The 12,940-nt window shown below is 60.5% G+C and carries 11 protein-coding genes and 2 tRNA genes; 1 reads left to right on the top strand and 12 read right to left on the bottom strand.

All coding sequences use genetic code 11. From position 1 onward, the window contains the following. Positions 1–20: 20 nt before the first annotated feature. From nusA to rlmE, 10 genes are all read right to left on the bottom strand, one after another. Positions 21–1,502 (bottom strand): transcription termination factor NusA, encoded by a 1,482-nt coding sequence (gene nusA / locus IFT80_RS20145; RefSeq protein WP_122480184.1) that lies wholly within the window; start codon positions 1,500–1,502, stop codon positions 21–23. A 59-nt stretch (positions 1,503–1,561) separates the two neighbouring features. Then, positions 1,562–2,020: a ribosome maturation factor RimP gene (gene rimP, locus IFT80_RS20140; protein WP_163007671.1), complete on the bottom strand. Its 459-nt coding sequence runs from the start codon at positions 2,018–2,020 to the stop codon at positions 1,562–1,564. Between the two features lie 131 nt (positions 2,021–2,151). Continuing rightward, positions 2,152–2,228: transfer RNA gene (locus IFT80_RS20135), tRNA-Met, on the bottom strand. Between the two features lie 96 nt (positions 2,229–2,324). Continuing rightward, positions 2,325–2,410, bottom strand: a tRNA-Leu gene (locus IFT80_RS20130). A gap of 54 nt (positions 2,411–2,464) precedes the next feature. Then, the gene (gene secG / locus IFT80_RS20125; protein ID WP_122480186.1) at positions 2,465–2,851 is read right to left on the bottom strand and encodes a preprotein translocase subunit SecG; all 387 of its coding nucleotides are present in this window, start codon (positions 2,849–2,851) and stop codon (positions 2,465–2,467) included. A 4-nt stretch (positions 2,852–2,855) separates the two neighbouring features. After that, the gene (gene tpiA, locus IFT80_RS20120) at positions 2,856–3,611 is read right to left on the bottom strand and encodes a triose-phosphate isomerase (RefSeq protein ID WP_122480187.1); all 756 of its coding nucleotides are present in this window, start codon (positions 3,609–3,611) and stop codon (positions 2,856–2,858) included. A gap of 66 nt (positions 3,612–3,677) precedes the next feature. Then, a complete protein-coding gene (glmM, locus tag IFT80_RS20115) occupies positions 3,678–5,018 on the bottom strand; it encodes a phosphoglucosamine mutase (RefSeq protein ID WP_122480188.1) in 1,341 nt (446 codons plus the stop codon). A gap of 16 nt (positions 5,019–5,034) precedes the next feature. After that, entirely contained in the window at positions 5,035–5,886 is an 852-nt protein-coding gene (gene folP, locus IFT80_RS20110) for a dihydropteroate synthase (protein ID WP_192138178.1), read from the bottom strand. Positions 5,887–5,922: 36 nt separating this feature from the next. After that, positions 5,923–7,833, bottom strand: a complete 1,911-nt coding sequence (gene ftsH, locus IFT80_RS20105; protein WP_185795388.1) for an ATP-dependent zinc metalloprotease FtsH — start codon at positions 7,831–7,833, stop codon at positions 5,923–5,925. 197 nt (positions 7,834–8,030) lie between these two features. Then, positions 8,031–8,675, bottom strand: a complete 645-nt coding sequence (gene rlmE, locus IFT80_RS20100; RefSeq protein WP_122480191.1) for a 23S rRNA (uridine(2552)-2'-O)-methyltransferase RlmE — start codon at positions 8,673–8,675, stop codon at positions 8,031–8,033. Between the two features lie 100 nt (positions 8,676–8,775). On the opposite strand from rlmE, the gene IFT80_RS20095 reads away from it, so the two are divergent. Further along, positions 8,776–9,084 carry a YhbY family RNA-binding protein gene (locus IFT80_RS20095; RefSeq protein ID WP_049858703.1) on the top strand — a complete coding sequence of 103 codons (309 nt, stop codon included), beginning with the start codon at positions 8,776–8,778 and terminating at the stop codon, positions 9,082–9,084. Positions 9,085–9,223: 139 nt separating this feature from the next. On the opposite strand, the gene greA is transcribed toward IFT80_RS20095, so the two are convergent. Both greA and carB read right to left on the bottom strand, forming a co-directional pair. Beyond that, positions 9,224–9,700: a transcription elongation factor GreA gene (gene greA / locus IFT80_RS20090; RefSeq protein WP_192138177.1), complete on the bottom strand. Its 477-nt coding sequence runs from the start codon at positions 9,698–9,700 to the stop codon at positions 9,224–9,226. Beyond that, positions 9,697–12,918: a carbamoyl-phosphate synthase large subunit gene (gene carB, locus IFT80_RS20085; RefSeq protein ID WP_192138176.1), complete on the bottom strand. Its 3,222-nt coding sequence runs from the start codon at positions 12,916–12,918 to the stop codon at positions 9,697–9,699. Before carB ends, greA begins: the two co-directional genes overlap by 4 nt. Positions 12,919–12,940: the final 22 nt, after the last annotated feature.

The following is a 12,940-nucleotide window of genomic DNA, read 5'->3' as shown; positions in this document are numbered from 1 at the left end:
CTCTCCTCAGGCCGCGCCAATTACTCGAACCAATGGGCTCGGGCGGCCATGATCAACTTGCCGGCACGATCTTGGTCAATGCCGTCGATGTCGAGCAGGTCGTCAATCGACTGCTCGGCCAGGTCTTCGCGGGTAACTACGCCGCGCACCGCCAGTTCCATCGCCAAATCCTTGTCCATACCCTCAAGCGAGAGCAGGTCTTCGGCCGGATGGGCGTCTGCCAGCTTTTCCTCTGTAGCGATGGCTTTGGTCAACAAACGATCCTTGGCCCGAGCGCGAAGCTCGTTGACGATGTCTTCGTCAAAGCCGTCGATGTTGAGCATCTCTTCCAACGGTACGTAGGCAATTTCTTCCAGGCTTGTGAAGCCTTCGTCGACCAGTACCTGGGCCAGCTCTTCATCGACTTCCAGCTCGTCGATGAAGTTGCGCAGGATGTCACCGGTTTCCGCTTGCTGCTTGGCCTGAATGTCCGACTCGGTCATCACGTTCAGTGTCCAGCCAGTCAACTGGCTGGCCAGACGCACGTTCTGCCCGCCACGGCCAATTGCCTGGGCCAGGTTGTCGGCACCCACGGCGATGTCCATGGCATGGGCGTCTTCGTCGACGATGATGGCCGCGACTTCCGCCGGGGACATGGCATTGATGACGAACTGTGCCGGGTTATCGTCCCAGAGGACGATGTCGACGCGCTCGCCGCCCAACTCGCCGGACACAGCCTGCACACGCGAACCGCGCATGCCGATACAGGCACCTTGCGGGTCGATGCGCTTGTCCTTGGAGCGAACGGCGATCTTGGCGCGCGAACCCGGATCACGGGATGCGGCCATGACTTCAATGAGGCCTTCAGCGATTTCCGGCACCTCGATGCGGAAAAGCTCGATGAGCATTTCCGGCGCGGTACGCGAAAGGATCAGTTGAGGACCCCGGTTTTCGGTACGAATTTCCTTGAGCAGCGCGCGCAGGCGCACACCGACACGGAAGGTTTCTCGCGAAATGATATCTTCCCGAGCCAGCAAGGCCTCGGCGTTGTTGCCCAGATCGACGATGACGTTGTCGCGGGTCACCTTCTTGACCGTGCCAGAGATGATCTCGCCCAGTCGTTCACGGTAAGCATCCACCACCTGGGCGCGCTCGGCCTCGCGAACTTTCTGCACGATCACCTGCTTGGCGGTCTGGGCAGCGATGCGACCGAACTCGATGGAGTCGATCTTCTCTTCGATGACATCACCCACCTTGGCTTCGGGGTGTGTCAGTACAACCTTGCTCGGCCAGGTTTCGATGGCCGGATCGTCCAGGTCGTCTTCTTCGACGACCGTCCAGCGACGGAAGGTTTCGTAGGAGCCGGTGTGGCGATTGATTTCCACACGAAGATCCACTTCGTCTTCGAAGCGTTTCTTGGTCGCGGTCGCCAGAGCAATCTCCAGCGCTTCGAATATTACGCCTGCCGGTACACCCTTTTCATTGGATACCGACTCAACAACCAGCAGTACTTCTTTGCTCATCGTACGCCTCGCCTTTCGCAAGCCATTGGATCCGCGGGACCCGCAGTATCTGGCACGTCTCAGTCAAAACTGGGAATGATATTGGCCTTGTCGATCGAATCGATCGGCAGCAGGAATTCGTGTTCGTCTACTCGAATCACGACATCCTGGTCCTCCACACCATGGAGAAGGCCCTGAAAGTTGCGTCGTCCTTCGAAAGGGGCGCGCAGCTTTATCTTTACTTGTGCTCCGGCGTACGCGGCAAACTGTTCGATGTTGAACAGCGGGCGTTCCATGCCTGGAGAAGAAACTTCAAGGGTGTATTCGACGGTGATTGGATCTTCAACGTCCAGTACACCACTGAGCTGGCGGCTGACAATGGCGCAATCGTCCACCAGCACTCCGCCCTCTTTATCGATATAGACACGCAAAAGTGAATGGCGGCCTTGAGCCGAAAACTCAATACCCCAGCATTCATAGCCAAGGGCCACGACCACCGGGGCCAACAAGGCCTGCAACTGTTCTAGCTTGCTCGACACCTGAACCCCCTCGTGCATGCTGTGCAAATAAAAAATGGGCGAAGCGCCCATCCCGGATACGCCGTTGAATACCGGCGCTAAGAACTGTCCAGCTAACAAAAAGCCCCTTTGAAAAGGGGCTTTGCTAAAACTGGTTGCGGGAGCTGGATTTGAACCAACGACCTTCGGGTTATGAGCCCGACGAGCTACCAGACTGCTCCATCCCGCGACAAAGCTGGGGCGAAAGTATACGACCGAACCCGTTTTGGGTCAATCCAAGCTTCCACCGACAAGAAAGCCCGCAACAGCGGGCTCTCCTGATAATTGGTACCGAGAAGGGGACTCGAACCCCTACACCCTATGGGCACAACCACCTCAAGGTTGCGTGTCTACCAATTCCACCACCTCGGCAATACAACGTGTGAAACACTTACCGCTTTTGTAACCCTGACACTCTTGCGAGTATCACTTTTGCCCTTGAGCCTGAGGAACGTCGGTAGCAGGAGCTACGTCGGTCTTTTGCTCTTGGAGCACCGGAACATCATCTGCTGCCGGCTTCTGCCTAGGTGCTTCGATGACCGCTGGATCTGGCAGACCTACTTGAGTCAGCTGTTGAGCTTTCTCTTTAGCAAAGTAACCTAAACCCAAGCTGGTTATGAAGAAACAGGCGGCAAGTATAGCAGTAAACTTACTAAGAAAGGTAGAGGAACCTTGGCTTCCGAAGACAGTATTTGATGCACCTGCCCCGAATGACGCGCCAGCGTCCGCACCTTTACCCTGCTGCAGCAAAACCAGAGCGACAACGCTCAGTGCACCCAACAGATGAAGAACGACTACGACTGTTTCCAGCATTTTCTCAGTTTCCCGCGGCGCGACAGATCGCACCGAAATCATCTGCATTCAGGGAAGCACCACCAATGAGGCCCCCATCGATATCCGGCATGCCGAACAGTTCGGCCGCATTGGCCGCTTTGACGCTACCGCCGTACAACAGCCGCACAGCTTGTGCGACCTTGGCATCTTCTGCCGTCAACTGAGCCCGGATGGCGGCGTGCACATCCTGAGCCTGTTGCGGCGTGGCAGTCAGCCCGGTGCCAATGGCCCAGACCGGCTCGTAGGCAATCACCGCATGGGTGAAAGCTTCGATACCCAAGGCTGCAATGACGCTGCCCAGCTGACGACCTACAATTTCCAAAGTCTGACCGGCTTCGCGCTCTTCAAGGGTTTCCCCCATGCAAAGCACTGGCGTCAGGCCGGCCGCTTGCGCGGCGCGGAATTTCTCGATCAGTTGCTGCTCGCCTTCGCCGATGACCTGGCGACGCTCGGAGTGACCGATCAGAACCAGCGAACAACCGGCATCAACCAATTGGCTCGAGGCGGTTTCGCCAGTCAATGCACCTTGCTCGGCCTGAACCGCGCAGTTCTGCGCACCGACAGCGATATGGCTGCCCTGCAGACCCTCGACCACACGGTCGACGAACAACAGGGGCGGGAACACCGCAACCTCGACAGAGTCGGGCAAGGACTGTTCGGACAGACCCTTGATCAGCTCGGCGACGCTGGCGCGGGTACCGTGCATTTTCCAGTTACCAGCTACCATGGGGCGACGCATGCTGTACCTCGTCGATCAAAGTGGGCGCAGATGTTACCCAACGCAACGTTCACTGGCAAGCCGTATTCAGGCGCAAACTTCACTCACCAGCCTGGCAAGCTCATCGGCGTAGCCACGCACGACTTTTTCGTCGTCGCCCTCGACCATTACCCGCACCAGCGGCTCGGTTCCGGACTTGCGCAACAGCACGCGCCCGCGACCACCCATGGCCTCGGTTACCCGCGCGCAGGCTTCCTTGACCGAGGGGTGCTCGACCGGATTGACGTCGCCGCCGGCAAAGCGCACGTTGACCAAGACCTGAGGACACTTGCGCAGCCCCTGACGGGCGTGTGCAAGGGTTTCGTCACGGCGCTTGAGGGCCAGCAGCACCTGCAGCGCAGCGATGATCGCATCGCCCGTGGTGGTGTGATGGCAGCAGACGATGTGGCCCGAATTCTCGCCACCCAATTGCCAGTCACGCTCCTTGAGCTCGGCCATCACGTAGCGGTCGCCGACGCTGGCGCGAACGAACGGGATGGACAGGTCCTGGAAGGCCAGTTCCAGGCCCAGGTTGCTCATCAGGGTACCGACCACGCCGCCGTGCAGCTTGCCGCGCTCGTGGAGATCGCGGGCGATGATGAACAGCAAGTCGTCGCCATCAACGATGGCGCCCGTATGGTCGACCATCAATACGCGGTCACCGTCCCCGTCGAAGGCGATGCCCAGGTCGGCATGGCCTATCAGCACGGCAGCCTGCAACGCTTCCATGTGGGTCGAGCCGCAGTTGTCGTTGATGTTCAGGCCATCGGGCGCGGCAGACAGCACGGTGACCTGCGCACCCAGCTCGCGAAAGACATTGGGTGCGACCTTGTAGGTGGCGCCATGGGCACAATCGATCACCAGCTTGAGGCCAGCGAAATCGGTGGTGGTGGGCACGCTGCTCTTGCAGAACTCGATGTAGCGGCCAGCGGCGTCGTTGATGCGCGAAACCTTGCCCAGCTTGCTGGACTCGGCCACCGTCATCGGCGCATCCATGAGCTCTTCGATCATGGACTCGACTTCGTCGGGCAGCTTGGTGCCCTGGCCGGAGAAGAACTTGATGCCGTTGTCATCGTGCGGATTGTGCGATGCACTGATGACGATCCCGGCTTCGGCATGGAACGTACGCGTCAGGTAGGCAATGGCGGGCGTGGGCATCGGGCCGAGCAACAGGACGTCGGCGCCGGCCGCGGACAGGCCGGCCTCCAGCGCGGATTCGAACATGTAGCCAGAGATCCGCGTGTCCTTGCCGACCAGCACGCGGCAAGCACCCATCTTGCGGAACGCCATGCCGGCCGCCCAGCCCAGCTTGAGCATGAAATCAGGGGTAATCGGGTACTCGCCGACACGACCACGAATGCCGTCGGTGCCAAAATATTTCCTGCTCATAAGTACTCCGTAATTCTTATTCGGCCGCTTCAACGGCGGCGATCATCCGAACGACATCAATCGTTTCGGCCACATCGTGGACGCGCAAGATCTTCGCACCCTTGGTCATCGCCAAGGCCGCCAGGGCCAAGCTGCCATTGAGGCGCTCAGCCACTGGCTTGTTCAGGGCCAACCCGACCATACTCTTGCGCGAAACACCTACCAGCAAGGGCCGCCCAAGCGCATGCAGCGCCTGCATATGCTTGAACAGGCTGAGGTTGTGCGCATGCGACTTGGCGAAACCGAAGCCTGGGTCGAGCAGTATACGCTCTGCAGGGATGCCGACCGAAGCACAGGCGTGCATGCGTTCGGACAGAAAGCCCCCCACCTCGCCCAGCAGGTCTTCGTAGTTGGGATGGTCCTGCATGGTGCCTGGCTCGCCCACCATGTGCATCAGACACACCGGAAGACCGGTGGCCGCAGCGGCGTCCAGTGCGCCGTCGCGGCGCAGCGCGCGCACGTCGTTGATCAAACCGGCGCCGAGCCGTGCACTTTCGCGCATGACTGCCGGCGTGGAGGTGTCCACCGAAATGATCACATCCAGCTCGCGGTTGATCGCCTCCACCAGAGGGGCGACACGCTCAAGCTCTTCCACCGCAGACACCGCACGAGCGCCGGGGCGTGTCGATTCGCCACCGATGTCGATCAGGGTTGCGCCGGCATCGACCATCGCCTGCGCATGGCGCAAGGCCAGATCGCGCTGGTTGAAGCGGCCACCGTCGGAAAAGGAGTCGGGAGTGATATTGAGAATGCCCATGACATGCGTCTGGGCCAGATCGAGAACTCGGTTGCCGCAAGGCAACCGAGTGGGGTATTGCGAAGGGGTCATGTCAAACCTTAGGTATCGAGCGTTGAGGCGTCTGTATCAGACCTCGGCCGCTGGCCCACCGATGGGTGTTTCAGGACGTGGATCCGGGGCGATGGTCGTGCCCGACGAACCCGACCCACCGCCGGACCAATCGCGAGGCTCACGTGGTGTGCGGCCTGCCATGATGTCATCGATCTGATCGGCATCGATCGTCTCGTACTTCATCAGCGCGTCCGCCATTGCATCCAGCTTGTCACGGTTGTCCGTGAGGATCTGCCTGGCCGTGCCGTAGCACTGGTCGATGATGCTGCGTACTTCGGAGTCGATCACCTTGGCAGTCTCGCCCGACACTGCTGCCGCACCACCGCCGCCGCCACGACCCAGGTAACCCTGGTCTTCGTCTTCCGCATAGAGCAGCGGCCCGAGCTTCTCGGACAGGCCCCACTTGGTGACCATGTTTCGAGCGATCTGGCTGGCACGCATGATGTCGTTGGACGCACCGGTGGTAACGCCATCGAAGCCCAGCGTCATTTCCTCGGCAATGCGCCCCCCGTACAGCGAGCAGATCTGACTGATCAGAGCGCGCTTGGAAAGGCTGTAGCGATCTTCCTCAGGCAGGAACATGGTCACACCCAGCGCGCGACCGCGCGGGATGATCGAGACCTTGTAGACCGGGTCGTGCTCGGGCACGACGCGACCGACGATGGCATGGCCCGCTTCATGGTAAGCCGTGTTCTGCTTCTCTTTCTCGGACATGACCATGTTTTTGCGCTCGGCGCCCATCATGATCTTGTCCTTGGCGAGCTCGAATTCCTTCATCTCGACAAGGCGCTTGCCATTGCGGGCAGCGAACAGCGACGCTTCGTTGACCAGGTTGGCCAGATCGGCACCGGAGAAACCCGGTGTACCGCGAGCGATGACCGCAGGGTTTACGTCGTCGCCCAAGGGCGCTTTCTTCATGTGAACCTTGAGGATCTGCTCGCGACCGCGGATGTCCGGCAGGCCCACCACGACCTGACGGTCGAAACGGCCAGGGCGCAGCAGCGCAGCGTCGAGCACGTCCGGACGGTTGGTCGCGGCAATGACGATGATGCCGTCATTCATTTCGAAGCCGTCCATTTCGACCAGCAACTGGTTGAGCGTCTGCTCGCGCTCGTCGTGACCACCGCCCATGCCGCCGCCACGATGGCGACCCACGGCATCGATTTCGTCGATGAAGATGATGCAAGGCGCGTGCTTCTTCGCCTGTTCGAACATGTCACGTACACGGCTCGCACCGACACCGACGAACATCTCGACGAAGTCCGAACCGGAAATGGTGAAGAACGGTACCTTGGCTTCGCCGGCAATGGCCTTGGCCAGCAGCGTCTTGCCCGTACCGGGCGGGCCGACCATCAGCACGCCGCGGGGGATGCGACCGCCCAGGCGCTGGAACTTGCCTGGATCGCGCAGGAACTCGACCAGCTCGCCGACTTCCTCCTTCGCTTCGTCGCAACCGGCCACGTCGGCCAGGGTGGTCTTGACCTGGTCTTCGGAGAGCAGGCGCGCCTTGCTCTTGCCGAAGCTCATCGGGCCGCCCTTGCCACCCGCCCCGCCCTGCATCTGGCGCATGAAGAACATGAATACCGCGATGATCACCAGGATCGGGAAGCTGGCCACCAGAAGCTGGGTCCAGATGCTTTGCTGTTCAGGCTGCTTGCCCTCGACCACGACCTTGTTGTCCACCAGGTCGCCGATCAGGCCGTTGTCCTGAATGGCAGGCCGGATGGTCTTGAAGGCATCGCCATCGGTACGCTTGCCGGTGATGACGTAGCCATCCACGGCAACGCGCTCGACCTTGCCGTCCTTCACCTGCTGGATGAAGTCGGAATAGTTGAGGGTCTGCGGCTCATTGGGGCTGGAGAAGTTGTTCATGACCGTCACCAGGACGGCGGCGATGATCAACCACAGGATCAGATTCTTTGCCATATCGTTCAATTCGCTACCCTCTGAAGCCTGCTACCCGCAACCCGCGCAGGCGTGCTTCGCATGATGTTCACCGGCCAAACTTACTACATTGCCTACGGCTCCGCAGGCGGCGTCTGTAACCTTTTGTGAAACTTTGACTGCGTAATCTTCGTTTATGCTCAGCATGCCGCGCCATTTAATAAAAGCTATCGACAGCCTCAGACCTCATGGTCCGGCTTTTCCGCGCCCTTGAAACCACGGCCCAGCAAGTACTGCTCGCGTGAGCGGTCACGGGACGAGGAAGGCTTGCGCATCTGCACCTTCTCGAACATCTGCCGAACGGTCTTGTGATACACGTCGAAGCCTTCACCCTGGAAGACCTTGATCAGGAAATCACCGCCCGGACGCAGGACCCGGCTGGCCAGGTCGAGCGCCAGCTCGCAGAGGAACATTGCACGCGGCATGTCGACTGCGGCCAGTCCACTCATATTGGGGGCCATATCGGAAATCACAAGGTCGACCTGCGAATTACCGACGGCCTCGAGGATCTGCGCCAGCACTGCATCCTCGGTGAAGTCGCCCTGAATGAAGGTGACATCGGGGATGCTGTCCATTTCCAGGATATCGGACGCGATGAGTCGACCCTGGCCACCAATCAGACGACTGGTCACCTGGGACCATCCACCAGGCGCGGCGCCCAGGTCGATGACACTCATGCCGGGGCGGATCAGGCGGTCGCGCTCCTGTATTTCCAGCAGCTTGTAGCTTGCACGCGAACGATACCCGTCTTTCTGCGCCATCTTGACGTAGGGATCGTTGAAGTGTTCTTTCAGCCAATTGAGGCTTGTCTTGGAACGGGCCACGGGGCACCTCGAATAACGGGTCGTGATTAACTGGGCGGAGCCGAGGGCGCTCGGGTAAACTGGCCGCCGCTTTTTACAAGATCAGATGAAGGGTCAGATTATGCCGCTCACTCAAGAGCAGAAGAAACAGTACAAATCGATTGGTCACCATCTGAAGCCGGTTTTGATGGTTGCCGACAATGGTTTGACTGAAGGTGTTTTAGCAGAATTCGAACGCGCCTTGAGCGATCACGAGCTGATCAAGATCAAACTCAACATCCTCGACCGCGAACAGCGCCTGCAAGCCGTTGCCGAATTGTGCAAGGTCGGCCGTGCCGATCTGGTCCAGGTCATCGGCAAGATGGCCCTGGTTTACCGCAAGAACCCGCAAGTGAACAAGCAACTGTCGAACGTGCATCGCTTTCGCTGATGCCCGGGCCGACCCTCGAGGTCGCGCCCTGCGCGCCGCCGAGGGGCCCGGCTGCCCTACCAACACCAGGCTAACGCCCAACAGCTGGTAGCACCACAGCTGCCAGATGGCGGCGCTCACGCGCCGCCACGGCAGTCGATCAAACGTGGGCGACTTCGACGATCTCGTACTCGATCACGCCGCCGGGGGTTTTCACCGTGACCACGTCGCCTTCTTCCTTGGCGATGAGGGCACGTGCGATGGGCGAGCCATGGGACAGCTTGCCACCCTTGATATCGGCTTCGTCCTCACCGACGATCTTGTACCTCACGCGCTCGTCGGTTTCGACATTGGCGATTTCCACGGTCGTGCCGAAAATCACCTTGCCGGTTTTCGGAATCGTGGTGACGTCGATTACCACGGCGTTCTGCAAACGCCCCTCGATGTCACGGATACGCGCCTCGACCATGCCCTGCTCTTCGCGGGCCGCATGGTATTCGGCGTTTTCCTTGAGGTCGCCCAGCTCGCGCGCCTCACCGATGGCCTGGCTCAGGCGCGGACGCTCGACCTTGCTGAGTTTTTCGTGTTCTTCCTCCAGGGCACGATGGCCCTGGACGGTCATTGGGTACTTGATCATGCGTTGAGTCCTGCGTGGAGATCCTGCAAACGGCGCACGGTCTTTTCAGGACCGAACTTGAGCGCTTCACAGATCGCTTCGCCAGCGGCAATGGTCGTGGTGCAGTAGATCTTGTGCTGCAAGGCGTTGCGACGGATCGAGTAAGAATCGGCGATCGACTGACGGCCTTCGGTGGTGTTGATGATCAAGGTGACTTCGTCGTTCTTGATCATGTCGACCACGTGCGGGCGACCTTCGGTCACCTTGTTGACGCGACGTACATTCAAACCGGCTGCTTCGATGACGCGGGCGGTGCCTGCGGTGGCGACCACTTCGAAGCCCAAAGCGATCAGGTCGCGGGCCACGCCAGCCACCAGCGGCTTGTCGTCGTCACGCACGCTGATGAAGGCGGTGCCGCCGGTCGGCAGCACTTCGCTGGCGCCCATCTGCGCCTTGGCGAAGGCTTCGCCGAAGGTGTCGCCGACACCCATCACTTCACCCGTGGATTTCATTTCCGGGCCAAGGATCGGGTCGACGCCAGGGAACTTGGCGAACGGAAACACCGCTTCCTTGACGCTGTAGAAGTTGGGAATGATTTCCTTGGTGAAGCCGATTTCCTTCAGGGTCTTGCCGGCCATGACGCGCGCGGCAATCATTGCCAGCGAGGTGCCGATGCACTTGGACACGAACGGCACGGTACGCGAGGCACGCGGGTTGACTTCGATCACGTAGATCTTGTCGCCCTGCAGCGCCAGCTGCACGTTCATCAAGCCGATGACACCCAGTTCCAGGGCCATCTTCTTGACCTGCTCGCGCACTTCGTCCTGCACATGGGCCGGCAGCGAGTACGGCGGCAGCGAGCAGGCCGAGTCACCGGAGTGAACACCGGCCTGCTCGATGTGCTGCATGATCGCGCCGATGACCACGTCGGTGCCGTCGCACACCGCATCCACGTCCATCTCGATGGCGCAGTTGAGGAAGTGGTCGAGCAGTACCGGGCTGTCGTTGGACACCTGTACGGCTTCACGCAGGTAGCGCTTGAGCTCGTCGAGTTCGTAGACGATCTCCATGGCGCGGCCGCCCAGCACGTACGACGGGCGCACGACCAGCGGGTAACCGATCACGCCAGCGGCGCGAATGGCTTCTTCTTCGCTGCGCACGGTCGCGTTCGGCGGCTGCAGCAGGTTCAGGCGCTGGACCATCTGCTGGAAACGCTCGCGGTCTTCGGCGCGGTCGATGGAATCGGGGCTGGTGCCGATGATCGGCACGCCGGCTTCTTCCAGGGCGCGGGCCAGTTTCAGCGGGGTCTGGCCGCCGTACTGGACGATGACGCCCTTGGGCTTCTCGACGCGCACGATTTCCAGCACGTCTTCGAGCGTCAACGGCTCGAAGTACAGGCGATCGGAGGTGTCGTAGTCGGTGGACACGGTTTCCGGGTTGCAGTTGACCATGATGGTCTCGTACCCGTCGGCGCGCAGGGCCAGGGCCGCGTGAACGCAGCAGTAGTCGAACTCGATGCCTTGGCCGATACGGTTCGGGCCACCGCCCAGGATCATGATCTTGTCGCGGTCGGTCGGGTTCGCCTCGCACTCTTCCTCGTACGTGGAGTACAGGTAGGCGGTATCGGTGGCGAACTCGGCGGCGCAGGTGTCGACGCGCTTGTAGACCGGGAACACGTCCAGCTTGTGGCGGTGACGACGCAGATTCTTGTCGGTGATGCCCAGCAGCTTGGCCAGGCGCTGGTCGGAGAAACCCTTGCGCTTGAGGCGGAACATCAAGGCCTTGTCGATATCGGCCAGACCCAGGGTCTTGACCTTCTCTTCTTCCTTGATCAGGTCTTCCATCTGCACCAGGAACCAACGGTCGATCATGGTCAGGGCGAAGATGTCGTCCACGCTCATGCCGGCGCGCATGGCGTCGGCGACGTACCAGATGCGCTCGGCGCCCGGCACGGTCAGTTCGCGCTTGAGGATGCCGTTGGCTTCGGGGCTGCTCAGGTCGACTTTCGGGTCCAGGCCAATGACGCCCACTTCCAGGCCGCGCAGGGCTTTCTGCAGGGATTCCTGGAAGGTCCGGCCGATGGCCATGACTTCACCCACGGATTTCATCTGGGTGGTCAGGCGCGCGTCCGCTTTCGGGAATTTCTCGAAGGCGAAGCGTGGCAGCTTGGTGACGACGTAGTCGATGGACGGCTCGAACGACGCCGGGGTCTTGCCGCCGGTGATGTCGTTCTGCAGTTCGTCGAGGGTGTAGCCGACGGCCAGCTTGGCCGCGACCTTGGCGATCGGGAAGCCGGTGGCCTTGGAAGCCAGTGCCGAGGAACGCGACACGCGCGGGTTCATCTCGATCACGACCATGCGGCCGGTATCAGGGCAGATACCGAACTGCACGTTGGAGCCACCGGTTTCCACGCCGATCTCGCGCAGCACTGCCAGCGAGGCGTTGCGCAGGATCTGGTATTCCTTGTCGGTCAGGGTCTGCGCCGGTGCAACGGTGATCGAGTCACCGGTGTGCACGCCCATCGGGTCGAAGTTCTCGATGGAACAGACGATGATGCAGTTGTCCTTTTTGTCGCGGACCACTTCCATCTCGTATTCTTTCCAACCGATCAGCGATTCGTCGATCAGCAGTTCCTTGGTTGGCGACAGGTCCAGGCCGCGGGCGCAGATCTCTTCGAACTCTTCACGGTTGTAGGCGATGCCGCCGCCGGTACCGCCCATGGTGAACGATGGACGAATGATGCACGGGAAGCCGAGCTTCTCCAGCACGGCATTGGCTTCTTCCATGCTGTGGGCGATACCCGAGCGCGGGCAGGCCAGGCCGATGGACTTCATGGCCTTGTCGAAACGCGAACGGTCTTCGGCCTTGTCGATGGTGTCGGCATTGGCACCGATCATTTCCACGCCGAACTTGGCCAGAACGCCTTCGCGCTCCAGGTCCAGGGCGCAGTTCAGGGCAGTCTGGCCACCCATGGTCGGCAACACGGCGTCCGGACGCTCTTTCTCGATGATCTTGGCCACGGTCTGCCACTTGATCGGTTCGATGTAGGTAGCGTCGGCCATGTCCGGGTCGGTCATGATGGTGGCCGGGTTGGAGTTGACCAGAATGACGCGGTAACCCTCTTCGCGCAGGGCCTTGCAGGCCTGGGCGCCGGAGTAGTCGAATTCGCAGGCCTGGCCGATGACGATCGGGCCGGCGCCAAGAATCAGGATGCTTTTCAAGTCTGTACGTTTTGGCATGGTTCTCACTCAATTGCGCAGT

The sequence above is a fragment of the Pseudomonas sp. CFBP 8771 genome, from assembly GCF_014841695.1.
GTDB classification, from domain to species: domain Bacteria; phylum Pseudomonadota; class Gammaproteobacteria; order Pseudomonadales; family Pseudomonadaceae; genus Aquipseudomonas; species Aquipseudomonas baltica.
This window is presented reverse-complemented; position numbering and strand designations above follow the sequence as displayed.

Coding starts and splice junctions, on each gene's coding strand:
- nusA (WP_122480184.1), bottom strand. CDS start 1,502: ATGAGCAAAGAAGTACTGCTGGTTGTTGAGTCGGTATCCAATGAAAAG.
- secG (WP_122480186.1), bottom strand. CDS start 2,851: ATGCTGGAAACAGTCGTAGTCGTTCTTCATCTGTTGGGTGCACTGAGC.
- tpiA (WP_122480187.1), bottom strand. CDS start 3,611: ATGCGTCGCCCCATGGTAGCTGGTAACTGGAAAATGCACGGTACCCGC.
- glmM (WP_122480188.1), bottom strand. CDS start 5,018: ATGAGCAGGAAATATTTTGGCACCGACGGCATTCGTGGTCGTGTCGGC.
- folP (WP_192138178.1), bottom strand. CDS start 5,886: ATGACCCCTTCGCAATACCCCACTCGGTTGCCTTGCGGCAACCGAGTT.
- ftsH (WP_185795388.1), bottom strand. CDS start 7,833: ATGGCAAAGAATCTGATCCTGTGGTTGATCATCGCCGCCGTCCTGGTG.
- IFT80_RS20095 (WP_049858703.1), top strand. CDS start 8,776: ATGCCGCTCACTCAAGAGCAGAAGAAACAGTACAAATCGATTGGTCAC.
- greA (WP_192138177.1), bottom strand. CDS start 9,700: ATGATCAAGTACCCAATGACCGTCCAGGGCCATCGTGCCCTGGAGGAA.
- carB (WP_192138176.1), bottom strand. CDS start 12,918: ATGCCAAAACGTACAGACTTGAAAAGCATCCTGATTCTTGGCGCCGGC.